At 52.3% G+C, this 23,273-nt stretch carries 22 protein-coding genes and 1 tRNA gene; 11 read left to right on the top strand and 12 right to left on the bottom strand.

Annotated elements, in window-relative coordinates; genetic code table 11:
* Positions 1 to 211: 211 nt before the first annotated feature.
* Positions 212 to 412 carry a hypothetical protein gene (locus J3P35_RS04910; RefSeq protein ID WP_149089523.1) on the bottom strand — a complete coding sequence of 67 codons (201 nt, stop codon included), beginning with the start codon at positions 410 to 412 and terminating at the stop codon, positions 212 to 214.
* Positions 413 to 772: 360 nt separating this feature from the next.
* Here J3P35_RS04910 and J3P35_RS04905 point away from each other — a divergent pair.
* A tRNA-Arg gene (locus J3P35_RS04905) sits at positions 773 to 844 on the top strand.
* Between the two features lie 642 nt (positions 845 to 1,486).
* On the opposite strand, the gene J3P35_RS04900 is transcribed toward J3P35_RS04905, so the two are convergent.
* Positions 1,487 to 1,855 carry a T9SS type A sorting domain-containing protein gene (locus J3P35_RS04900; RefSeq protein WP_210463238.1) on the bottom strand — a complete coding sequence of 123 codons (369 nt, stop codon included), beginning with the start codon at positions 1,853 to 1,855 and terminating at the stop codon, positions 1,487 to 1,489.
* 158 nt (positions 1,856 to 2,013) lie between these two features.
* Between J3P35_RS04900 and J3P35_RS04895 the strand changes: the two genes are divergently transcribed.
* The 4 genes from J3P35_RS04895 (at position 2,014) to J3P35_RS04880 (ending at position 5,792) form a co-directional block, all read left to right on the top strand.
* Positions 2,014 to 3,132, top strand: coding sequence for an NAD(P)/FAD-dependent oxidoreductase (locus J3P35_RS04895; protein WP_210463237.1), 1,119 nt, complete (start codon positions 2,014 to 2,016; stop codon positions 3,130 to 3,132).
* Positions 3,133 to 3,583: 451 nt separating this feature from the next.
* Entirely contained in the window at positions 3,584 to 4,693 is a 1,110-nt protein-coding gene (locus J3P35_RS04890) for a type III polyketide synthase (protein WP_210463236.1), read from the top strand.
* Complete coding sequence (locus tag J3P35_RS04885) at positions 4,686 to 5,429, top strand: methyltransferase domain-containing protein (protein WP_246849957.1); 744 nt, start codon at positions 4,686 to 4,688, stop codon at positions 5,427 to 5,429. The genes J3P35_RS04890 and J3P35_RS04885 overlap by 8 nt, the downstream gene beginning before the upstream one ends.
* Before the next feature lie 144 nt (positions 5,430 to 5,573).
* Positions 5,574 to 5,792: a hypothetical protein gene (locus J3P35_RS04880; RefSeq protein WP_210463235.1), complete on the top strand. Its 219-nt coding sequence runs from the start codon at positions 5,574 to 5,576 to the stop codon at positions 5,790 to 5,792.
* A 75-nt stretch (positions 5,793 to 5,867) separates the two neighbouring features.
* On the opposite strand, the gene J3P35_RS04875 is transcribed toward J3P35_RS04880, so the two are convergent.
* Positions 5,868 to 6,770, bottom strand: a complete 903-nt coding sequence (locus J3P35_RS04875; protein WP_210463234.1) for a histone deacetylase family protein — start codon at positions 6,768 to 6,770, stop codon at positions 5,868 to 5,870.
* Positions 6,771 to 6,947: 177 nt separating this feature from the next.
* Here J3P35_RS04875 and J3P35_RS04870 point away from each other — a divergent pair, with 177 nt between their 5' ends.
* A complete protein-coding gene (locus tag J3P35_RS04870) occupies positions 6,948 to 7,583 on the top strand; it encodes a porin family protein (protein WP_210463233.1) in 636 nt (211 codons plus the stop codon).
* 164 nt (positions 7,584 to 7,747) lie between these two features.
* Here J3P35_RS04870 and J3P35_RS04865 read toward each other — a convergent pair whose 3' ends face one another.
* Positions 7,748 to 8,305: a type 1 glutamine amidotransferase domain-containing protein gene (locus J3P35_RS04865; protein ID WP_210463232.1), complete on the bottom strand. Its 558-nt coding sequence runs from the start codon at positions 8,303 to 8,305 to the stop codon at positions 7,748 to 7,750.
* 156 nt (positions 8,306 to 8,461) lie between these two features.
* On the opposite strand from J3P35_RS04865, the gene J3P35_RS04860 reads away from it, so the two are divergent.
* On the top strand, positions 8,462 to 8,908 hold the full coding sequence (locus J3P35_RS04860) for a TlpA family protein disulfide reductase (protein WP_246849955.1): 447 nt from the start codon (positions 8,462 to 8,464) through the stop codon (positions 8,906 to 8,908).
* 21 nt (positions 8,909 to 8,929) lie between these two features.
* The gene (locus tag J3P35_RS04855) at positions 8,930 to 9,556 is read left to right on the top strand and encodes a thioredoxin family protein (protein WP_210463230.1); all 627 of its coding nucleotides are present in this window, start codon (positions 8,930 to 8,932) and stop codon (positions 9,554 to 9,556) included.
* A gap of 105 nt (positions 9,557 to 9,661) precedes the next feature.
* On the opposite strand, the gene J3P35_RS04850 is transcribed toward J3P35_RS04855, so the two are convergent.
* Positions 9,662 to 10,015 carry a hypothetical protein gene (locus J3P35_RS04850; RefSeq protein WP_210463229.1) on the bottom strand — a complete coding sequence of 118 codons (354 nt, stop codon included), beginning with the start codon at positions 10,013 to 10,015 and terminating at the stop codon, positions 9,662 to 9,664.
* Positions 10,016 to 10,301: 286 nt separating this feature from the next.
* On the opposite strand from J3P35_RS04850, the gene J3P35_RS04845 reads away from it, so the two are divergent.
* The 3 genes from J3P35_RS04845 (at position 10,302) to J3P35_RS04835 (ending at position 13,062) form a co-directional block, all read left to right on the top strand.
* On the top strand, positions 10,302 to 10,943 hold the full coding sequence (locus J3P35_RS04845; RefSeq protein ID WP_210463228.1) for a C40 family peptidase: 642 nt from the start codon (positions 10,302 to 10,304) through the stop codon (positions 10,941 to 10,943).
* 289 nt (positions 10,944 to 11,232) lie between these two features.
* A complete protein-coding gene (locus J3P35_RS04840) occupies positions 11,233 to 12,105 on the top strand; it encodes a YkvA family protein (protein ID WP_210463227.1) in 873 nt (290 codons plus the stop codon).
* Positions 12,106 to 12,309: 204 nt separating this feature from the next.
* A complete protein-coding gene (locus J3P35_RS04835) occupies positions 12,310 to 13,062 on the top strand; it encodes a M48 family metallopeptidase (RefSeq protein WP_210463226.1) in 753 nt (250 codons plus the stop codon).
* A 1,085-nt stretch (positions 13,063 to 14,147) separates the two neighbouring features.
* On the opposite strand, the gene J3P35_RS04830 is transcribed toward J3P35_RS04835, so the two are convergent.
* From J3P35_RS04830 to J3P35_RS04800, 7 genes are all read right to left on the bottom strand, one after another.
* Positions 14,148 to 14,405: an acyl carrier protein gene (locus J3P35_RS04830; protein ID WP_210463225.1), complete on the bottom strand. Its 258-nt coding sequence runs from the start codon at positions 14,403 to 14,405 to the stop codon at positions 14,148 to 14,150.
* Between the two features lie 36 nt (positions 14,406 to 14,441).
* A complete protein-coding gene (locus J3P35_RS04825; protein WP_246849953.1) occupies positions 14,442 to 17,819 on the bottom strand; it encodes an efflux RND transporter permease subunit in 3,378 nt (1,125 codons plus the stop codon).
* Positions 17,820 to 17,884: 65 nt separating this feature from the next.
* Complete coding sequence (locus J3P35_RS04820; RefSeq protein ID WP_246849951.1) at positions 17,885 to 19,045, bottom strand: efflux RND transporter periplasmic adaptor subunit; 1,161 nt, start codon at positions 19,043 to 19,045, stop codon at positions 17,885 to 17,887.
* Positions 19,046 to 19,054: 9 nt separating this feature from the next.
* Positions 19,055 to 20,533: a TolC family protein gene (locus J3P35_RS04815; protein ID WP_210463224.1), complete on the bottom strand. Its 1,479-nt coding sequence runs from the start codon at positions 20,531 to 20,533 to the stop codon at positions 19,055 to 19,057.
* 4 nt (positions 20,534 to 20,537) lie between these two features.
* Positions 20,538 to 21,152 (bottom strand): TetR/AcrR family transcriptional regulator, encoded by a 615-nt coding sequence (locus tag J3P35_RS04810; RefSeq protein WP_210463223.1) that lies wholly within the window; start codon positions 21,150 to 21,152, stop codon positions 20,538 to 20,540.
* A 353-nt stretch (positions 21,153 to 21,505) separates the two neighbouring features.
* A complete protein-coding gene (locus tag J3P35_RS04805) occupies positions 21,506 to 22,249 on the bottom strand; it encodes a LytR/AlgR family response regulator transcription factor (protein ID WP_210463222.1) in 744 nt (247 codons plus the stop codon).
* On the bottom strand, positions 22,246 to 23,271 hold the full coding sequence (locus tag J3P35_RS04800; protein ID WP_210463221.1) for a sensor histidine kinase: 1,026 nt from the start codon (positions 23,269 to 23,271) through the stop codon (positions 22,246 to 22,248). The genes J3P35_RS04805 and J3P35_RS04800 overlap by 4 nt, the downstream gene beginning before the upstream one ends.
* Positions 23,272 to 23,273 lie beyond the last annotated feature (2 nt).

Genomic DNA, 23,273 nt, shown 5'->3' with positions numbered 1-23,273 from the left:
TCCCGCGCTGATGCATTCCGTAAACAAATACAGTTATTTCTTGCCCAACCAGCACAGAATACTCAGGCCGCCGGTTTTTAATTCGCATGGATCAAATTAACCCACCGGCGCTTTTTGCCCTGTTTAAATAAAAACCAACCAAAAACAAAAAAGGAGTGACGGGCCATGTCTATGGTCTCCCTCACTCCTCTAAATAAACCCTAGATCCTTATTAGGAATTAGCGTCTGCGCTTTTTGGCTTACGGCCTCTTTTTGCGCCTTTAGGCTTGTTCAAAGAATCTGGAATTTGATTCAAAGCCTCATTCATTTGGCTGAAAATACCTAGCATCAATTGAACATCTTCAACATTTTGGCAATCGCGGATTACCTCCATTTGCATCTTGTCAAGCTTGCTTTTAAGTTGATCTCTCATAGTAATTAGGTTGTTATAGATTGAAATCTATGCAAATATATAAATAACGTTGATTCTTCAGCGAAAAGCTGCCAATTGTTCCCACTAAATTACACTACGAATTCCTCTACGCAATTTGTTTCTTATTAAATGAATTACTCTGGTAATTATTGCCTTTATTCTGAATATTTTCTTTTCAAACATTAATTAAACTTGTTCCACAGACCAGATCTACTGGTACAAGCCCTGGCACTTGTTTCATTAAGGCAGGAAAAGAGAAAACAAAAATGGTTGGTGCGTTAGATTTAGTGGCTTTAAAATTTTCTTGATATTAATTTTGCTTTACTTTTGCAAATAGACCAATGCAGCACTGCATTAGATGGCCCCGTAGTTCAACGGATAGAATAGAAGTTTCCTAAACTTTAGATCTGGGTTCGATTCCCGGCGAGGCCACTCTCCTTTTCTTTCTTCCCACCCGGCCTATGGCGTGGTCACATTCCTATCCTGAGAATCCTGTTTACTTGCAGCGTCTTATTTGGATTTTTGACGCCTTGCTTTATTTATTCCAATAATTCTTTTCAGGCTAATTCAATTGCACCACAAATAAGAGATTATCTGTTTGCAAGAGTTAATGAATGATCAAAGCACATCTTCACCTACCTGTCACCTAGAATCCACTACTTAATCAGGTTCTTTTTAGAAGTATCAAAAAAATAAATCCGCTTCTTTTCTACGGCTGTGACAAAACTGGTGCATCTTTTGGCAAATAGAACAAAGAATAAAAGGCTTGGTTTAAGGTACAAATGGCCAAACCGTGCTTACGGGTAATTCCCACTTACAATTCCGTATAATTCCTGAATCTTTGTCATTCCCTTTATTACAAGCAAATTAGCCTTACACCAGCCAAAAAGAATTAACCTCAATGAGCATTTGAACCAAGAACTGATTCTGCCTGGGTATGCGGTAAGGGATGGCCATTTTCTGCCTGCATAAAGCAAAAGGCAAATTATTGTTTTCCTTTGCGTCTCAGTGGGTTAATGGCAAATAAAAAAGGCAAAACCATTGGTTTTGCCTTTCACTTATTGGGGCTGAATGTTACTTCAAAATTACCTTCCTTACCTCGCTGTAGGCAGGAGCCTCCAGTTTTACGTAGTACAATCCTTTAGACAGTTTGTTCAGGTCTAACACTTTCATGTAATGGGTGTCCGGGTCTTGTATTACTTCGCGGTACACCACGTTGCCAATAACATTCATGATCCGGAGATCGGTCTTTTTGCCTTCAAAGCCTGCCAGGGAGATGGTAATCACACCGGTGCTGGGGTTGGGGTACACAGACATAGACTGGTCTTCTACGTCTACCTTTGCCTCACTCTTCTGTTCTGTTGGCAGTGGCCGGGTCCTAACCTGGGCCGAGGTGTCAAAGAAGGTGAGACAAATAAAAAATAAGAGTATAAAGTGTTTCATGGGTTTTCTTTAAGCCTTAATGCTAAATTGATCTATCAACTTATAACTTGTTAACGATCAAGGAGTACACTTGGTTTTGTATTTTATACTGAACAAATACGTAAATGAGTTGTTTTAAATAACAATTATAGCATAAAAGCAACATCTTACCAGCACCTATGGTTACCCGCAAAGTCATTGTCATTGGAGGAGGATTAGCCGGTTTGGTGAATGCTTTGCAACTATCGGGCCAGGGCGTAGAGGTGACACTGGTAGAGAAGAAAAGGTTTCCCTTCCACAAGGTTTGCGGCGAATATATTTCCAACGAGGTTCTCCCCTTTCTACAGAGTCTGGGCGTGGACGTAGAGATATTGAAACCTGCTCATTTAACCCATTTCCTGCTTTCTTCCCCCACCGGCCGTACGCTCCAAGCCCCGCTTGATCTGGGCGGATTTGGGGTGAGCCGTTACACTTTGGACCACCACCTTTTCCAGTTAGCCCAGCGGCAGGGTGTCACGTTCCGGCAAGGGGTAAGCGCCACCGAGGTAGCTTTTGATGGACATGATTTCACCGTCACGCTTTCCTCCGGAGAGCAATTGCAGGCCCCGGTGGTCATTGGAGCGTACGGTAAGCGCAGTGCCCTGGACCGCCGCCTGAACCGCTCTTTCTTTGAGGAACGCTCCCCATACCTGGCGGTCAAATACCACATCCGTACGCAACTGCCCAAACACGTCATTGCGCTGCACAATTTCTCTGATGGATACGCCGGAGTCTCGGCGATTGAGGAGGAGCGGTACTGTTTCTGTTACCTTACTACTCGCCAGAACCTGAAAAAGCACGGCACAATAGCCCAGATGGAGGCCCAGGAACTAGGCAAAAACCCTTGGCTACGCGACCTGCTCCAAAACAGCGAGTTTCTGTATCCCCAACCCGAGGTTATCAACGAGATTTCCTTCGCGCCCAAAGCCTGCCTGGAAGACCACGTGCTCATGAGTGGTGACGCCGCCGGCCTCATCACGCCGCTGTGCGGCAACGGCATGGCCATGGCCATCCACTCGGCTAAACTGCTGTCTGAGCAGGTGCTGCTCTTCCTGAACGGCCAGCAAACCAGAACCCAACTGGAAAACAATTACTCCAATGCCTGGCAGCGGCAGTTTGGCGCCCGGTTACAGACCGGCCGCCTGGTGCAGCGCCTGTTCGGGAAGCCTATTCTGTCTGAGTTGGCGGTTACCAGCCTCAAATACCTTCCGGGCGCTGTGGGTGCCATCATGCGGCGCACGCACGGCAAGCCTTTTTAATTCTCCAGTCTCGAATTGACCATCCTGCTTTTGGCCTGATTTTCTAAAAACTGCCCTGAAACGGATACCATTTCCTTGGTCTGTCCCCTGACAGGCCAACATAGCAACAACCAGTTTTCAGCTTGCTATTTCGGTCTGTCAGGAGACAGACCGAGGAGGAAGTTTCTATAAGGTGAACTCCTGAAATGCATAAGATGAAACGACCGATTCATTAACCATCCTGCTTTAAGCCTGATTTCTACAAAATCGACCTGAAACAACCTTGCCTGTCAGTCGGAGGCTTGCATGTTTTTAATGGACTTTCGCGGGCTTTATTCTTTTGCCAAAACCCCAACCCGGGGTTATGAGTATGTTCCGGATGGCGGGCATCACTCCCCCTCTGCCCAGAGCCCCGGCAAAACAAATCCGGCTCTTTAAACATCTTGCCGCATTTTTTGCTTATACTTATTATATGAAGAGTTACCTCTGCGCCATCGGCACAGCAAATCCACCGCATGCTTTTCCTCAGCAACAGATTGCTGATTTTATGGCCGAGGCCCTTCAGCTGGACCAGGATGATACGCGCAAACTCAAAGCCCTGTACCGGGTATCGGGGATTGACCAGCGCCACACCGCCCTCCCCGACTACGGCCGCCAGAACGGCGAGTACGAGTTCTACCCCAACACGCCCGGCTTGGAGCCTTTCCCTACCGTGGGCGACCGCATGCAGGAATACCGCAAAAATGCTTTGCCGCTCTCAGTGGCGGCCGCGGAGGAGTGCCTGGCCCAGGTTCCGGACATAGACGTTAGCCAGATCACCCACCTCATTACGGTGAGTTGCACGGGCATGTACGCCCCCGGCCTGGACATTGAATTGGTAGAGGCGCTTGGCTTACCTAGCCAGGTGCAGCGTACCTGCATCTACTTTATGGGTTGTTACGCAGCCTTCAACGCCCTTAAGGTAGCCGATACCATCTGCCGCGCCGATGCCCACGCCCGTGTGCTTATCGTCTGCACCGAACTCTGCACCCTGCATTTCCAGAAACAGCAGCAAAGCGACCATTTGGTCTCCAATTCCCTTTTCGCCGATGGTGCGGCCGCCGTGTTGGTGAGCCCTAAACCGCTGTCGCCGCTCTCGCTGCGCGTGGACGCGTTTCACTGCGATCTGGCGCCCTCGGGGCACAAAGACATGGCCTGGCACATCCACGATTTCGGGTTTGAGATGACGCTTTCCTCCTACGTGCCGGCCTTGATCAAACAGGGCATCGGACAATTGACGCAGTCTCTTCTTCAAAAGCTGAACCTGAAGCTGGAGGAGGTTGAGCTGTTTGCCATCCATCCGGGCGGGCGCAAGATCCTGGAGGTAATTGAAGAGGCGCTGGGCCTTACCGCCAAAGACAACCGGCATGCTTATCAGGTACTGCGGCAGTTCGGGAACATGTCCTCGGCTACGGTGCTGTTCGTGCTGCGGGCGCTGTGGCAGGAACTGCAGCCCGGTCGCCACGAGGCGCCCATCCTGAGCTTCGCCTTCGGGCCGGGACTCACCCTGGAATCCATGTTGCTTTCAGTACACTATGTTTAGCGAGCGGTCCACGGAACCGGAGCTGATGGATGACCTGTCGCTGGCCAATGATGACCTGCGCCGGAACCTGCAGGAACTGGAGTTCATCAACGTCTGGCTGGGCGGGCATGACGTGGTGCGCAACGGCCTAAATCAGGTTATAAAGGATCCATTTCTGGCCTCTTTTCCCGAAAACACCCTTAGAATAGCCGATCTAGGCAGCGGTGGCGGTGATACCCTGCGCATGGTGGCCCGCTGGGCGCGGAGTAAAAACCTGCAGGTAGAACTGACCGGCATAGATGCCAACGCCTTTATGCTCCAGTATAGCACCGCCCTAAGCCAGGACTACCCAGAGATCACTTACCGCCAAGCCGATGTCTTCTCCCCGGAGTTTGCCCAGCAGGAGTTTGACATTGTCATCTGTAGCCTGTTCCTGCACCATTTCCCGGAGGCGGCACTGGCCTCCCTCCTGGCCCAACTGAAAGACCAGGTGCGCGTGGCCGTGCTCATCAATGACATCCACCGGCATCCGCTGGCTTACTATTCCATCAAGAGTCTTACCCAAATGTTCTCGCGCTCGTATCTGGTAAAGCATGACGCGCCGCTCTCGGTGCTGCGGGCTTTCTCCCGCGCAGACTGGCAGCGCACGTTGGCCAAGGCAGGTATTGAAAGCTACCGGTTGCGGTGGCGCTGGGCCTTCCGCTGGCAGATTCTTTTTGGCCCGATTGCAGAAAAACGGCACCAAAACAAAAAATAATTTGTAACTTACTATAACAGAGAAAGATATACGTATTTACCGCAACATAAAAGCAGCGGTTACCACGAAGAATGATCCCTGTTAAATGCGGAAGCCCACCTTTACCGGCGAGGCCCCGCACATTGTTTCACCAAAACTTTTCCCATGGGCCGAAGTTCCTCAAAACAACCCCTTCAATTCTGGCTGCTTTTGGCGGCATCCATCCTTTTATCAGCCATGGTCATCAGCCTGTTTTTTGAAATCATGAAGGTGATGATCTACTTACTGCTTGTGCTCCTGCTGGTGCCGGTGATCTACCTGGCGCTGAAACGCTCCCTTCCCTTCCTCCGCGGCGCTGATACCAAACTTAAAACCCGTATTTGATTTACCGTATCAGGTAGCATGTATCAAGTATCAGGACAAAATCTTGCTACATTATACGTGCTACCTGATACTCATTTAAAAGAAGATCTGCTGGGCCAGCCGGAAGGTATTGGCGTGGGCTTCCACTATGTCTGCGATGCGGGTGGAGTAGCCGCCGCCCATACTGGCGCAAACGGGAATCCTGCGTTGGTAGCAGAGTTCCAGCACCAACCGGTCGCGCTCTTTGCAGCCGGCCAGGGTGAGCCCTAGTTTGCCCAGTTTGTCAGAGGCCAGCACGTCTACCCCGCTCTGGAAAAACACGAAATCAGGGTTCACCTGCTCCATGAGGACGGGCAGATGCTCACGTAATAACTTCAGGTATTCGGTATCGCCAATGCCATCGGGCAGGGGTACATCCAGGTCAGATTTCTCTTTGTGCAATGGGTAGTTGTTGCCGCCGTGCATACTGAAGGTGAACACACGCAGTTCATCAGTGAAAATCTGGGCAGTGCCGTTGCCCTGGTGCACGTCCAGATCCACAATAAGGATCTTCTGCGCCTTGCCTTCGTCCAAGAGGTATTGGGCGGCCAATGCATTATCATTTAAGAGGCAGAAACCCTCGCCCCGGTCAGTGAAGGCATGGTGCGTGCCACCCGCAATGTTCATGGCCATGCCGAATTCCAGCGCAAACTCCGCGGCCATCACCGTGCCGCCCATGATCATGACCTCCCGCGCCACCAGCTCCTTAGACAACGGGAAACCCGTTTTCCTGATCTCGGAGGGGGTGAGCTCCAACCCGTGCAGCCGTCGCCAGTAATCCGGTTCATGCACCCGCACAATGCGCTCCTCGGGCAAAGGCGTGGGCTGGAAAAAGTTCTCCTGCGTCACGGTGCCCTCGTAGAGGAGCTGCTGCGGAAGTAGCTCGTATTTGAGCATGGGAAACCGGTGGTTTTCCGGCAACGGGTGCGCGTACTCGGGGGACCAGGCAATCTTAAGCATAATTTCTGGGCAAGCTGTTTTTAGGATTATTCCTCTTCAACCTCTTCTGGGTTACTGAGACAACATTGTCTTGGCGCAGAATGTTTGTCTGCAACATTATAGGCAAGAGATAGTATAAGAGGAACAAGCCGTTTCTGCGGAAAGGGTTTATTATCTATCCCAAATGTACTACCTACTATGAAAAAACTTTGTTTACTGTTAATAAGTGTATTTTTCTTTGAAGCGGCACAGGCGCAGGAGCGCGTACTGAACAGAGGCGTCATCAACCACAACGAGGAATCCGGCGGCGGAGAACGCACCAACAGCGGTTTCGGGGTGAAAGGCGGGGTCTTGTTTAGTTCGCTCCAGGGCGATGGCAAAGACATGCTGGACAACCTCAAGTCCTCTACCAACTGGCACGCCGGTTTTTACTCCCAGTTCAGCGTGAGCCGGGTGTTCTCCATCCAGCCGGAGGCCCTTTACACCCGCCGTGAGGTGAACGCCAATGACGCCGACAGACAGTTTGATTACATTGATGTGCCGGTCTTGGGCGTACTCAGCCTTACAGACAACATCAGCATCCATGCGGGTCCGCAGGTGGGCGTGATGCTTACCGCCAAGGAAAACGACAAGGAGATTGACAAGGAAGGTCTGAACACTTTTGACTACGGCGCCGCCGCCGGGATTGAGGCCAAGGTGTTTATCTTCAGAGTGGGCGGACGTTACTACCGCAGCTTTGAGGACCTGGGCAAATTTGACTCGGCCAACGCCAACCGTGCCCTCAATGACATCAGAGCAGGTAACTTCCAGGTCTATTTAGGCGTAGGATTCTAACAAGCGTTAATTATAGGGTTTTAAACGCAGAAGGTGCTCCCGTTTGGAAGCACCTTCTGCGTTTTTAGCCGTTCCTGTTTTAGGATTATTTTAGCTAAAACAGACCTAAAACGAGAGCGCCGATGATCATGTCATCGGCGCTCTCGTTTTTTAGTTGGGTGAACTTAGGACCGGTCGTGCTTTCCTTCGGCAAACTCCTCAATCATCTTTTTGTTGAAGGCGGGAATATCGTCTGGTTTGCGGCTGGTCACCAGGCCCTGGTCTGTGACTACCTCCTGGTCTACCCAGTTGGCGCCGGCGTTGGTGAGGTCGGTTTTAAGCGAGGGCCAGCTGGTCAACTTTCTTCCCTGCACGGCTTGCGCCTCAATCAACGTCCATGGGCCATGACAGATGGCGGCGATGGGTTTGCCGTTGTCATTGAAGGCGCGCACAAAGGCCACCGCCTGCTCGTTGGCGCGGAGGTAATCTGGGTTCATGACGCCGCCGGGCAGCAACAACGCGTCATAGTCAGAGGCTACGGCGCTTTTGAGTTCTTTGTCCACGGGGAACTCCTGGCCCCAATCGGTCATGGCCCAAGCCTTCACTTTCCCTGATTGCGGGGAGATGATGTGGGTTTCGGCACCGGCTTCTTCCAGGGCGGCTTTTGGTTTTTCCAGTTCTACCTGCTCAAATCCGTTTTCAACCAGAATGGCTATTTTCTTTCCTGTGAGTTTCTGTGACATGTGTAATAAGTTACGTATATGTTAAAATCTTATATAGTTGTACTTTGGTATAAACAGAATCGTTACATTGGTATGAAATACACTGTCTCTATGATCCCCCGGAGAATCCTTTGTCTCAGTGCTTTGCTCTTCAGTTTACTGCTGACCGGAAACGCTATGGCCCAGACCCAAAAGGTGGCCAGCGTGAAGCTCCCGCACCTGCAGAAATACCTTAACTCCACCTCAGACACCACTTACGTTATTAACTTCTGGGCTACCTGGTGCAAACCCTGCATTGAGGAACTCCCCAACTTTGAGGCCCTGCAGAAGCAGAGTGCCGGCAAGCCAATTCAGGTGGTGCTGGTGAGCATGGACTTTGCCAAGGACCTGGAGAAGAAGGTGGTGCCGTTCGTGTCAAGGCACAAGCTGCAGAGCACCGTCTTTCTGCTGGATGAGCCGGACCAGAATGCCTGGATTGATGTAGTGGATCCTTCGTGGAGCGGCGCCATCCCGGCTACCCTTTTCGTGAACAACGGCCGCAAGCAGCGGTTTTTCATAGAGAAACCCATTACGCTGGCGCAGCTGCAGGAATACATCACCTCTAAATTCCCAAATAACCCTTAGTCTCCCACAAACCTTACGCTTATGAAAAAACCTTACTACTTACTCTTGATCCTCAGCGTGTTCACGCTGCTGGGAACCTCCGCCTACAAAGCCGCCGATGGCGGTTACCAGGTGGGCGACTCCGCCTCGGACTTCAAACTGAAGAACGTAAACGGACAGATGGTGAGTCTCCGCGACCAGAAAGAGGCCAAAGGCTTTATTGTGACCTTCACCTGCAATACCTGCCCTTACGCCAAGCTCTACGAAGACCGCCTCATTCAGCTGCACAAGAAATATGCGGCCAAGGGTTACCCGGTCATCGCCATCAACCCCAATGACGTGAAAGTCTCCCCAGACGATTCTTACGCCCAGATGCAGAAACGCGCCAGCGATAAGAAATTCCCGTTTGTGTACCTCTATGACGAGACCCAGGAAGTGGCCAAACGCTACGGCGCCACCCGCACGCCGCACGTCTACATTCTCACCAAATCTGGGCAGGACTTGAAAGTGTCCTATATAGGCGCAATAGATGATAACTCCGGTGATCCAGAGAAAGTACAGAAACGCTACGTAGAGGCTGCCGTGGACAATCTGCTCTCCGGCAAAGCCGTGACGCAAAACAGCACCAAAGCCATTGGCTGCACCATTAAATGGCGCAATAACAGCTAGAAGGCAAAGAATACTAAAAACTTAGAAGGGCTGCCGTTTAGGGTTTGTTTTGCAGAAAACAAGCCCTAAACGGCAGCCCTTCTTTATGGTAAGTTCTGAAAGTTCCTAAACCGCTCCGGAAGGCGGCTGGGCCTGATTTTGCTTGGCCAGCAGATTCTGTTTCACCCCGGCCATGCGCGCCTCCACCTCATACTTATTATTATAGTAGCCCACTTTTATAGATTCTACCAGGTACAGCCAGAGAAATCTAAGGTAGCCATGCTCCTGAAACTGACGCACATGGCACAGCTCATGCGCCACCCAGGCACTGTCTTGTAAAAAATTTTCTTTGGAAACTCCGCTCAAGTGTATAGTTTTGCCCAGTACCATCGCCACGTTGGTGCCCTTCAACTTCCAGCGGGCAAACCGCGCCAGAGGTGAGTTCTCAATAATTTTCAAATTATTTTCCAGGGGCTTCATCTTTCTTTTTTGCCAAATTATACGGCAGACAAGCTTTTAAAGCTGCATTCTTGCATCGTTTTCCCTTCTTTACAATTCCCACACAATAAATCCGGCTTTAAACGAGTTTGGTTTTAAAAGGTTTCATATTTACCTTTGAAATAATGAGAGTATGTTGGAAAATAGCATACTTTCTGTAAAAGGGCTTTCTTCTTGTTTTTAAGCGTCTCTGACGCTGACAGTTGGAAGAGCCGCGAGGTGGTCTCTGCTGCAGCCGGTACCACCCGATGTTTCACCATTAAAACAGATGATGAAAAGTTACATTCTGTCTGCACTAGCCTTAGGCTCTGCGTTTCTGTCCTTCTTTTATGAAGTGCAACCTTCTTCAGCCAACAACTACTCTGAAGAATCTTTATCGGTCACCCCATCAGAACAAATCCAGGAATGGGCGCTGGAACACAACAATTTCAGTTCTAACGATCCGCTCAGCGGGGTAACCAAAGAGAAAAGTCTCACTTTCAAAGACTCTCTTTTCTACAACTACTACTCCCAATCTCTAGGTCTTAAGTTAGATTACGACGAAGACAAAGCCCTGCTGGAAACCGTGGCTGACTGGATTGGCACCCCTTACCGCTCCGGCGGAAACACCCAACGCGGCACAGACTGCTCTGGGTTTGTAAGCAAAGTCTACAAGCAAGTGTACGGCATCACGCTTACCCACAGCTCACGCTCCATGTTCCATGAAGTGAGCAGAGTCTCCAAAAACGCCCTTGAAACCGGCGACCTGGTTTTCTTCCGCCGCGGACCCGGCCAACCCATCTATCACGTAGGCATTTACCTGGAAGACGGCAAATTCATCCATGCCGCCTCTAATGGTGGGGTAATGATCAACTCCCTTATGTCTCCTTACTACAAGAGAAACTTTTACGCCGCCGGCAGACCTATCTAATCTGCTGCAGCTTTAAGCATATCAAAAGCGTCTGCTCTGTTCTACAGGGCAGGCGCTTTTTTGTGTTCCTGCTTCTGCCTTGTTTATGTAAAAACAGCCCATAAATCAGCTTGTTATCCATCGACGTTTCTAACTATTTACCCTTAAAACAAGTATAGAAAGTGTTACAAGCCATCATACGCACCGGCCCCATTTAACTTCTTACCTGATCTTCTTTCTTTTTTGTTACTTGCCGATGCGGAAATGAGGCGCTGACCTTTACACCTGTTACTCAAACGTCAAAAACCATATGGAAAACCAAACCGATAACCCCAACGATGTACACAAGTCCTCCGCCTTCAAGCGATTTCTGCACAAGGCCGAAGAATACCTCAAGCAACCGCTGCGCATAAAGACCCTCCTGAACGATGCCTACCAGAAGGCGGCCGAGAAAAAGGACTTCGGGACGATTGCGTCTGAGGCGGTGGAGAGCGTGACCACTTTATCGCGCCTGATCAAGGCATCGGTGAGCGGGGAGTACCACGGCATCCCTAAAAACACCATCGTGATGGGTGTGGCCGTGCTCATCTACTTCCTGTCGCCAATTGACATGGTCCCAGACTGGATTCCGATCATTGGTCTCCTGGATGATGTGACGTTGCTGGCCTGGTTTATGACCAGCATCAAAACCGAGATGGACAAGTTCCTGGCCTGGGAAGTTGCCAACGGCAGAACCCATGAAAGTAGCGCCATTGTGCCTGCCACCGCTAACACAGACCCATCTGCCCACACGCCTAAGTACGAGAACGAAGCGCCCGGCCAGTACGGCAGCAGCCGCCTGTCAGCTCCTTCCAACTCCGGCATAGGCTCCTCAGCTTCGCAGCAGAACCAGAGTTACGGCGAAGGCAACATGCAGATGGGCAACAACTCCTCGGGCTCACAGGGCTCTACCGGAGGCGTTATCCCTAACCAGCACCATGATATTCCGGTGACCAGCCTACACTCCGTGGAAGGCACCCCCATCCAGGAGATAGACCCAACGGCCACCCATGACGCAGCCCCCACCGACCACGGCGTGCCCTCCGGCTACGGCGAACCCGAGGTAAGGGCTTCTACCACAGACAGCACCCGCGTGCCCAGCAGCAACAGCTATGATACAGACCACGGCGGCAACATCCGCTAGGGGTGAGAATGAGAGATTGAATGAAGGATTGATTGAGTGAATCGTTAGTGAGAGACCTTGATTTGGCTTTGCTCAGTTAATCTTTTTGGATTGATACATGATTTGGAAAGCGTCTCTGCGGAGACGCTTTTTTTATGCCGTTGCTTTCAGGCCTGGTGAAAACGCTTCTTGATTTACCTGCGTAAGCCGTATCTTTGCCAGGATATGGAGAGGAAGAAAAGCAGCCCCACCCTTGCATCGGGGATTCTGGAGAAGGAGATTGATACCATAGGCCTTGTGCAGTTTGTTCCCAGCGCCACGGCCAAATACGTTAGAATCAGCATAAGACCCGGCAAAGGCGTGCGGGTGACCTTACCCAAGCGCGCCACGCTGGCCCAGGCCGAGGCCTTCGTGCAGGAGAAAGCCCCCTGGATCAGAAAGCATCTGTCTTCTCAGGAACTGCAACAGAACAAGAAAACGCTGTTCTCCCCTGAGGTGGAGTTCAGGACCCGGTTCCACCAATTGCTCCTGCTGCCCCATCCCTTGCCCCACTGTAAAAGCCGCATCAAAGACGGCGTGCTGTACGTGTGGTACCCAGAGCAGATAGATTGGCAACATGCAGATGTGCAGGACTACATCAAAAACGCCGTGGAATACACCCTTCGGTTGGAAGCCAAGCGCTATCTGCCCCAGCGCGTGGCGCATTTCGCCCGGCAGCTTGGGTTCTCTTTCCAGCAGGTGACCATCAAAAACGCCAGGACCCGCTGGGGCAGCTGCTCCCACACGAACAACATCAACCTGAACCTGCACCTCATGCGCCTCCCCGAGCACCTCTGCGATTACGTGATCCTTCACGAGCTGGCCCACACCGTAGAAAAGAACCACGGCCCCCGCTTCTGGGCCCTCCTGGACAAAATCAGCGGCGACGCCCGCGGACTGGACAAACAACTTAAGGCCTATCGCCTGGAGGTTTTTTGAAGGAGTTCTGAGTCTTGAGTCCTGAGTTCTGAGTCGTTTTGGAGCACACCCATTTGCGAATTGGGAATGCAGCCGATTTTGGGCTGTTTCTTTGAAAATAGCTTCGAAACACAACCAACCCCTGCCCCTCCGAGGAGGGGAATTTTGCAATGCGTCAGAAGGCGGCTGAGCCATATTTCCGGTTGTTGGTGATAACACCAACAACGGCGGGCAGGATGGGCGAGGCAGGGAGGAGAAAGACGAGGATAATGTAGGGGCATCTCTTGTGGGCGCCCTTTCAGTAAGCGATGGTTATTTCCGGTAGCTGCCGGTGATTACGGAGGACCCATTGGAGACAAGGCGGTGCCTGGTCTCTACATAATTAGGTAATCCGAGCAGACAACATAACCATCTGTCTCCTGCGGCGGGCCGGGGCGAAGGCCTACAGTGAGGCCGAGGCCCGGACTGGCGCACGGATGAACTGTTCATTTGGTAGTGGCCTGCATGGACTATGTAACAGATAGCTTTAGCCAGGTGGTACCTTGAATGAAGCCTCACTGTCCGAGCGTCAGCGGGTTTGAGGCTTCTTGATTCTTTTGGTTACTTTTCTCATCAAGGAGAAAAGTGACAAACGCCCGCAGAGCGCATCTGCAGCAATGAGGCTTGGTAAGGAAGGAAATAGGAAGTAACTGCTCTTTAAAGGATCTGCAAGAAAACCGGCAGGTGTAAACAGCTCTCTTTAGAGCGCCGCTCGCTGCCTCAAACTCTCGTTTGGGCAATCCTCAAGTGGAGAATCCCGGCTATGCACAGAAAAATGCGAACTTGAGGCTCACGCCTCATTGCAGTTGCAAACTGCAGACCATGATAGGTCCAAGTTGAAAACTTGAATCAGGGATGAGAGAAGAAGGATCACCAGAAGAAGTCATCCCTTCACGTTCAAAGGGAGACTATGTTCTAACAAATGGAACCATGTGCTTGGAAACTGTTTTACACCCGGTTTCTTCAAAACAGCCGCAAAACCTTCCAAAACCTTTATAAATGAAGAAAGACAGAAGGATAATCCCTCTGCCTTTCCAAGTCAAAAAATGAGCACTTTAATAAAGGGATTAACTTGCCTGTCGCATGGTGTGGCTGGAGACATAGTCTACAAAGTCACCAACGGTGTTGAGCGGTACTTCATCGGGGATCACGATCTTGAAGCGTTTCTCTAGCTCTAGGATAATGTCCACTACATCTACAGTGTCAAAACCAAACTCCTTGTTCAGGTTTGCGGAGGCCCGGAGGCGGGAGGGCTTTATCTCCTTGGTCTTGCTAATGATTCTAACGACTTTGCGGGTAACAGCGGGGATATGGGCGGTAATCATATAGGTAAAAATTTAAAGGGTCCTTTTTCAAACAAATCAGCCTACCAGAACCGCTTCTTTCTCGCGGCGTTTGGGAAGTACCTTGCTTTTGATTTTCTCATTGATCAGGTACATCATAGGCACTACCAACAGGGTAAGGAACGTAGCAAAGCTTAAACCAAAAATGATGGTCCAGGCCAGGGGTCCCCAGAAAGTCACGTTCTCGCCGCCCAGGAAAAAGTGCGGTTCCAACTCCGTAAAGAGCGTGAAGAAGTTGAAGTTGAGACCAATGGCCAGGGGAATCAAACCTAGAATGGTGGCGGTAGCGGTCAGCACCACCGGACTCAGACGCGTTTTGCCGGCCATCACAATCGCCTCCTTCAGCTCCATTCCCTCCCCTTTCAGCACATCCGTGAATTCAACCAGCAGAATCCCGTTCTTTACCACAATCCCGGCCAGGGCAATAATCCCAATCCCGGTCATCACTATTGACATATCCATATTAAAGACAGAGAAACCCAACAATACCCCTATTACAGAGAAGATAACTTCTGATAAAATAATGAGGGATTTGGAAACCGAATTAAACTGCGTCACCAGCACAAGGAAGATGAGGCCCATGGAAGCAATACCCGCCAGGGAAAGGAAATCCATAGTTTCTTTCTGGTCTTCCTGCTCGCCACCCATTCGTATCTCGTACCCCTCGGGCGTAGGGAACCGGTCCAGGGCCGTCTGGATATTGCCCACCACCTCATTGGGGTTGTAGCCGCCCAGCACGTTGGAGGAAAGCGAGATCACCCGCTTCAGGTTCTTGCGTTTGATGCCGCCGTACGTGGTGGAATATCTGATGGTGGCTACCGCCGATACCGGTACCTGGCGCACCATGCCCGCGGCATCTCTGAACGTGAGCACCATACCCATGAGCTGGTCAATGTTTTTGCGGTACTGCTCAGCCAACCTGATCTGGATAGGATACTCGTCTTCATCCTTCTTGAACTTGGAAGCCTCTTTCCCGAAGATAGCTGTCCGGAGTTCGGAACCTATCTGGGCGGTGCTCAGGCCTTCGCGGTTGGCCCGCACGCGGTCAATCTCCACGGTGATCTCGGGGTTCTTATCTTCCAGATCGGTACGCAGGTCCTCCACGCCGGCAATCTGCAGGGAATCAAGGTAGCGCTGCACGTCTTTGGAGACCTTGATGAGGCCAGCGAAATCCTCGCCGGCTACCTCCACCAGAATGGGTTTGCCCACCGGCGGACCGTTCTGCTCCTGCTCCACGGTGATCTCGGCGCCGGGAATGCCTTTCACCGCCTCCCGGATGTCATCAAGGTACTTAGAGGTTCTTACGCCCGGCTCGCGGTACTGGTACTCCACAAAGGCCACCGTTACCCGCCCCCGGTTAGACTCCGCCTGCTGCCCCCCGGCCATGGGGTCACCGGCGCCCACCGCCACGTTAGAGATCACAGACTCTACGTTGGGGTTATTCTGGCCCACCACCTTGAACACCCTACTCTCCACTACCTTGGTGATAGAATCCGTCACCACCTGGTCGGTACCCACCGGCATCCGGATGTAGGTGTAAATAAAGTTAGGGTCACCCTGCGGAAAGAACACTACTTTAGGGACCCTGATAGCGGTGACCACAAAGGAGAATACCAGCAGACCGACTACCGCGGCCACCACCTTGTAAGGCCGGCGGCCCACCAGCATCCAGCGCAGCAAACCCTCATACCTACTCATAAAGGCGGGTAGCACCCGACCCTGGAAACCATTTATCCAGCCGGTGAAGACATACTTGTTTAAAACCACAAACACTATGAGCACTACCACCAGGTTGCCAACCCCTGCCCAGCCTACCGCATAACTCAGCAGCGCCACCCCAGCCATGATAATCATAGATAACCTAAAGGACTTTCTCTGTTTCTCCGGATCATGGTCACGGTTCATGAAGGATACAGCAAAAACCGGGTTGAAGATAAAGGCTACCAGCAGCGAGGCCATCAGCGTGAGGATGAGCGTAATAGGCAGGTAGAACATAAACTCGCCCACAATGCCGGGCCAGAAGGCCAGCGGCAGGAACGGCGCCACCGTAGTGAGCGTCCCGGCCAGCACGGGCAGGAATACTTCGCCAGCCGCCATCTTCGCAGATTTGGCAATACTCCAGTTGGTCTGGTGGAAAATGCGGTGTGTGTTCTCAATCACCACAATGGCATCATCCACCACAATCCCCAGCGCCAGCAGGAACGAGAAGAGCACAATCATGTTCAGCGAGAACCCAATCATGGGCATGATCAGGAAGGCGATGAACATGGAGATCGGCACCGATAAGCCCACAAATAAGGCGTTGGTGGTACCCATGAAAAACATCAGAATCAAGGTCACCAGGATGAACCCGATGATGATGGTGTTGATGAGGTCATTGAGGGTGTGGCGGGTCTTGTTGCTCTGGTCACCGGTGACGGTGATCTTCAGGTTCTGGGGCAAGGTGGTGCCGTGCGCCTCTTTGATGATGGCGTTGATCTTGTCTGAGGCCTCAATGAGGTTTTCGCCGCTGCGCTTTACAATGTTGAGCGTGATCACCGGGTCATTGTCCAGACGGGCGAAGCTTTCACGCTCCTCAAAGGTATCGGTGACCTGCGCGATGTCCCGCAGGTAGATGTTACCCCCGTTAAGAGACTTCACCACAATATCCCCGATGATGGCCGGATCGGTGTACTGACCTACTACGCGCACGGCCCTTTTCATGTCACCAACCCGCACGGTGCCTCCGGAAATGGTCATGTTCTCGGTGAAGATGGCGCGCTCCACGTCACCAAACGTGACGCCGGCCACCTGCATTTTATACATGTCCATATTCACCTGCACTTCCTGCTCCAGGGCGCCCACAATGTCCACGCGGGTGATCTCGGGCAGGGCCTCTATACGGTCCTGCAGGTCCTCGGCGAACTGTTTCAGTTTCTCAGCGCTGAAATTCCCCGAGAGGTTCACGTACATGATGGGCATCTCTGAGAAGCTGATTTCCTGCACGTTGGGCGCCTGGGGCAGATCGGTGGGCAGATCGGTTTTGGCTTTGTCCACGGCGTCTTTCACCCGCTGCTTGCCTACCTCCACGTCTACATCGGTGTTGAACTCCACGTTGATCATGGCAAAGTCCTGCATGGAGGTAGAGGTGACCTTCTTGACCCCGTTCAGGGATTTGATCTGCTTCTCAATGGGCCGAGTCACCAGATTTTCCATGTCTGAGGGCGAGGTACCGGGGTACACCGTGGTCACGATCATGGTGGGGATCACGATGTCCGGGAAGTTCTCTTTCTGCAGGCGGTTATAGGTAAGGATACCCGCAATGGAGATGATGAACGCAATGATGTAGATACTGGTGCGGTTATCAATGGCCCAACTGGTGGGCTTGAATTCCTTGATGTTATGAGACTGTTCCATTTGGTTCATGGTTAGGAAACCCTGGGCACCGAGGTGCGTTTGGGGCCTCTTTTTGGAAAAACGCCTTAGAAACTCACCGGCTGCCCCTCATTGAGGTTCTGGGCTCCGGCACTAATCACCTGGTCATTGGAATTGAGGCCCGTGAGCACTTCCACTTTACCGCCGTAAGAAGTACCTGTGGAAATGTTGCGCTTCGCAGCCACGCGCTGGTTGCCTTTCTGCTCCACCACGTACACAAAATTGCCCTGCTCATCCTTCTGCACAATGTCCAGCGGCAGGGTGAGCGCATTCTCTTTGGCGTAATCCTGGATGCGTACTACCGCCACCATGTTGGGCCGCAGGTTCACCTTGCCCTGTTCAGAAGGCTTCACGCCCAATTCCACAGTGAATGATCGGTTATTGGGATTGATGTTGCTGCCCACCACGCGCACCGTGGTCATGATCTCCCGATTCAGATCGGGGAAGAGCACCAGCGCGTCATCGCCCCTTTTGATCTTGGCCGCGTAGGCTTCTGAGACCTCCGCCACAATCTTGCCGCTGCTGGCATTCACCAGCCTGATGATGCCCATACCGGGCGCCACCGCCTCTCCTGACTTGGGAACTACCTGGTCCACCTCACCGGAAATAGGCGCTTTCACGATGTACTGGGCCCGGGCGGCCTGCATGGCAGCCAACTGACGCTCCAAACTCTCCACGTTGTTTTTGGCGGTCAGGTACTGGATCTCAGTGCCGATGCGCTGGTCCCAGAGGTTCTTCTGTTTCTGGTACACTGTGCGGGCCAAATCAAGATTGGGGCGCAGAGCGGCAATCTGCTGGTCCAGCGGGCCAGCGTCAATGGTGGCCAGGGTCTGGCCGCGGCTCACCCGATTGCCGGGGTCCACGCGCAGGCTGGTGAGTACGCCCGGCACCTTGGGGCTTACCATCACGTTCTGGTCAAAGTCCACGCGGCCCTGCACCTCCAGGTAATGGCGGAAGGTCTCGGGCTGCACCTTCACCACCGATACCGGTACGGTGGCCACTTTGGACGCACTGCCCTTGCCTTCTTTCTGCAGTTCGGTTTCCAGTTGGGTTATCTGGCTGGCCAGGGCGGCCTGCTCTTTCTTGAGTTCGGCTAATTGGGTGGCTTTGTCTTTCTCTTTCTGCCCGCAGCCAGAGGCGAACAGGGCCATGGAAATAAAGCCGGCGATGAGGTAGATTTTCATAGAAGATAGAGATGAAAGGTTCATGGGTGGGGTTTATTTCAGGAGTAAGGCACCAGTGGCCCGGTCAGCGTCTACCTGGGCAATGAGGGCGTCATAGAGGGCGCTGTAGTAGCTGGTCTGGGCGGCACGCAGGTCGGTCTCGGCGGTGATAACTTCCAGGTTGGAGCCTACACCTTCCTGGTACTTGATGCGCGCCACGCGGGCAATCTCCTCGGCCAGCTGCAGGTTCTCCCGCTGGGCCCGCAACACGCTCATGGTATTCTCTACCGTGACATCGGCTTGCCGCAACTCTAAATCAATGGCCTGTTGCAGCTGCTCAAAACCCAGCTTCACGTTCTCCAACTGTATTCTGGATTGCTGCACCTGATAGCTTTTGCGCAGGCCGTCAAAGATGGGTACCTGCAGGCTCACGCCCACCACCCCAAAATCAAACCAGTTGCGGGTAGTGGTGTTGTTGGCTCCGGCGCGCACATCCAGCAGACTAGAGGCCGATTTTCCCACGCCGTTGTAGCCGTAGTTGGCGTTGAGCAGCAGCCGGGGCCAGTAACCAGATTTGATGTTGCGCTGCTGCAAAAGGGCCAGGTCGCGCTGGGTTTCCAAGATGGAGTATTCCACGCGGTTGGTATAGGCAAAGGCGCTGTAGTTGATTTTGGGCTTGCCGGTGACCAGGCTGTTCTCATTGAGCTGATCGGTGAGCAGGATGGATTGGGCCTGGGGGTAGCCCATCTGGAACTTGAGCAGTTGCTCTCCCAGTGTGAGCAGCCGCTGGGCTTTGTCGCGGTCTATCTTAAGATTGTTATAGCTTACGTGTAGGCGGTCCACGTCCAGCTTCTCCACAAACCCGTTTCGGTTCATAATGGAGGTCTGGCGCAAGAGCGTGTCTAGGCGGGTGAGGTTCTGGTCCAGCAATTTGATCTGCTCCGCGGCCACCAGCACGCTGTAATAGGCTTTGCTTACCTGCTCAGCGGTTTCAATCTCGCCCTGCTGGGTGTTTTTCTTTGAGAGTTGGGTATAGGTAGAGGCTGCCCGCAGCCCAATGAGGTAGGAACCGTCAAAGAGCAACTGGGAGGCCGAGAGTGCCGCCGCCCCCGTCCAGGGCTGCACAAACGTGATGGCCTGCGGGCCTGACATTCCCTCGGGCACGGTATAGGTAGGCGTGAGCACAATGTCCTGCCCCGAGTTGAGTTGCTGCTGCGTGATGGTGAAGCTGTTGAGTTGCCCGCCGCCCCCAAACGCGCTGAAATCCACGATGGCCTTCTGTTGGATGAAGTTGTTGCTGATATCTACCCCGGCGTTCACCTGTGGCAACCCTATGGCGCGTACCTCGCCTACTTTGGCTTTGTCTATCTGTTCCTGGTTCCGGAGCGTCTTAAGCGAGGGGCGGTTCTGGAGGGCGAACTGGATGGCCTGGGACAGCGAGAACGACTGCTCCTGTCCCCAGGACGGCAAAGGATCCAGTACAGTGAGGAGCCAGGCTAACAGGAGCCAACTAACGGAGAGGCGCTTTTTCATACATTTAGTCTTCTTCAGTGATCTGTTTATGTTGATTGATCAATCTATGCCCCTTAAGGGTGGCCAGCCCCAGCATGAAATGCTCCAGCAGCGCTATCTGCACTTTCTGCAAGTCAAACCGGGTGGCCGGATAAGTCTCTGAATCAAAACCCAGCTCCACCTCCGCCAGGCGCAGCCTGGCCAGAATCTCCACGTCAATATCTTCCCTGAACAGCTTCTCTTTGATGCCGCGCTGGATGTGCTCTTTGGTCTGCTTTAAAAAGAAATTGTTTTTATGCTCCTGCCACAGCCCCCAGGAGGTGGGGTGATATTTCTGAAGGTCATAGAAAATGCTGGGGTGCATCTGCCGCATGAGCCCGCGTACCATCTCCACAATCTGGAACATGGCTTCCAGGGCGTTGCTTGTAGAGGCCAGCGCCTGGCTGCAGGTTCCTTCCATGCCCTTGATGTACTGCTGCATGCCCTCAAACACCACCTCGTCTTTGTTAGCGAACCATTTGTAGATGGTCTTTTTAGACACCCCCAAACGCGCGGCTACATCATCCATTGAAACTGACTTGATCCCTTTCTGAAAGAAAAGGGCTAGTGCCTCCTGCAATATCCTGTCTCTGATTTCCATTTGTTTCCGTTGATCGGGGGTAAACCTATGGAAACTTTTCTTGTTCCCAAAGTTTCCATCACAAATGTTTTCAGCGCCCTAAACCATTGATTATCTGATTTTATAACTTTCCGAAGCGAGTTCAAATGACCAGCAGAGAGCTACAATTACCGGAGTGCTGTTTAAGGCCGATACCCTCAAAAACATCCCGGAAACGAGTACCAAAACCGGAACCATCATTATCAGGACTGGTGCCGTTCTGAGGCTGTTTTTGCATAAGCAACCCTAAAACGGTTCCCTTACCCAGGCTTCCGGCCGGGGTTTAGGCTTATTCTTAGAAATATTTTTTGGTGCTTTTTTCGGGTTTTCAGGCGCTAAATACCCAGCACGGTTTTCAGGCGGGCGTAACCTGCTTTGCTCAGGGGCAGGCGGGTACCGTTGCGGAGCAGGGCCACGTGGGTTTCCTTCTCCAGGGGTTCAATGCGGGTGAGTTGGTCCAGGGCCATCATGTAAGACCGGTGCACCCGCACAAACTGGCGGTTCTCCAGGGTTTTCTCATAGTAGCCCATGGTTTTCTTCTTCAGGAAACAGCCGTTGGCAGTATGAATCTTCACGTAATCATCGTAGGCTTCCAGATAGTGGATGTCCTGCACCGGAATGATCCGGATGTCGTTGTTCACCTTCACCACAATGCGCACCTGCTCCTCGGGCTGCTTGGCGGGCACTTCTTCCAGCACTTTCACCGTAGTCTCTGGTACCGGCTGCTGCTGTTTCTGGCGCCATTTCTTTAAAGCGGCATCAAAACGCTCCTGGGTAAAAGGCTTGAGCAGGTAATCCACGGCGTTGGTCTCAAAGGCTTTGATGGCGTACTCGTCAAAGGCGGTGGTGAAGATGACGCCCGGCACCGCCTCCACCAGTTCCAGCATCTCAAAACCGTTGATCTTGGGCATCTGGATGTCCAGGAACACCAGCTCCGGCTGATGCTGCATGATGGCTTTCACGCCTTCAAAACCGTTGTTGCATTCCTGCACCATCTCCATATCTGGGTACTTCTGCAGGTACTCGCAGACAATGCTCCGCGCCAGGGGTTCATCATCAATTACCAGACACTTGATCATAATTTCTGAGGTATTTTAACGGTGGTGATGAAAACGTTGTCTTGTTGGTGGGTGGTGAGCAGATCGGTGCGGGCGTACAACAGGTACAGGCGCCTCCGTACCGAGTCCAGCCCGAAACCGGTGCCCTGCTTGTGCTGCAGCAGCGCGGAGTCAAAAGGATTCAGGGTGCTGATGACCAGCATGGAATCCTGGAGGGTGGCGGTAATCTTGATTAAAATATCGTCAATGGTATCATATAAGCCAAACTTGATGGCGTTTTCCACGATGGGTTGCAGCAACAGGTAAGGCAAAGTCCCTTGCAGGCTCTCTTCCTGGTAATCTACCTGGGTCTGCAGCCGGTGCCCGAAACGCACTTTCTCAATCTCCAGGTAGATCTGCAGGTGCTGCAGTTCATCGGCGAGGGGTACCATGGTCTGGTCATCTTTCCGCAGGGTTCCCCTGAGAAAATCAGAGAGTTGCTGCACCATTTTCTTGGCCTGGTCGGGCTGGGTTTTCACCAGCGCACTGATGGAGTTTAAGCTGTTGAACAGGAAGTGCGGTTGCAATTGCTGCCGCAGGTTGAACAGCTCGGCCTCGCGGGCCAGTTTCTCAGTGGCCGCTTTGCGCTCCTCGGCTTCCTGTTTCTCGCGGGCATAAAACCAGAGCCAGTTCTGCAACACAATAAACAATATCATGAGCCACGCGAAGGCCAGCCGCACAAAGAACGTTTTATCCACAAAGGCCAGGTATTCTGTTTGCGGCCCCAGCAGGTACTCCATTCCGGTGTCCCAGAGCACCAGGCTGATCATGGCCACGCCCAAACTCCAGCCCATCAAATACACCACCTGCCGTCCGCCCGGCCTATAGAACCGAAGCGCCAAGGCCATCACATATCCGCTGCTCACCACCAGACCACTGCTTAAAGAGGCGTCTTTCCAAGCTAGCTCTACCGGGAAACCCGCCTGGTAAATCACCGCGGTTTGCACCAGGGCCCACAGCAAGGCCCAACCCAGGTACAGCAGAATATTCTTGAAGGTAGACATAG

Source organism: Rufibacter roseolus, from assembly GCF_017916365.1.
GTDB lineage: Bacteria > Bacteroidota > Bacteroidia > Cytophagales > Hymenobacteraceae > Nibribacter > Nibribacter roseolus.
The sequence above is the reverse complement of the archived record's forward strand: the minus strand, read 5'-3'. Positions and strand labels throughout refer to the sequence as shown.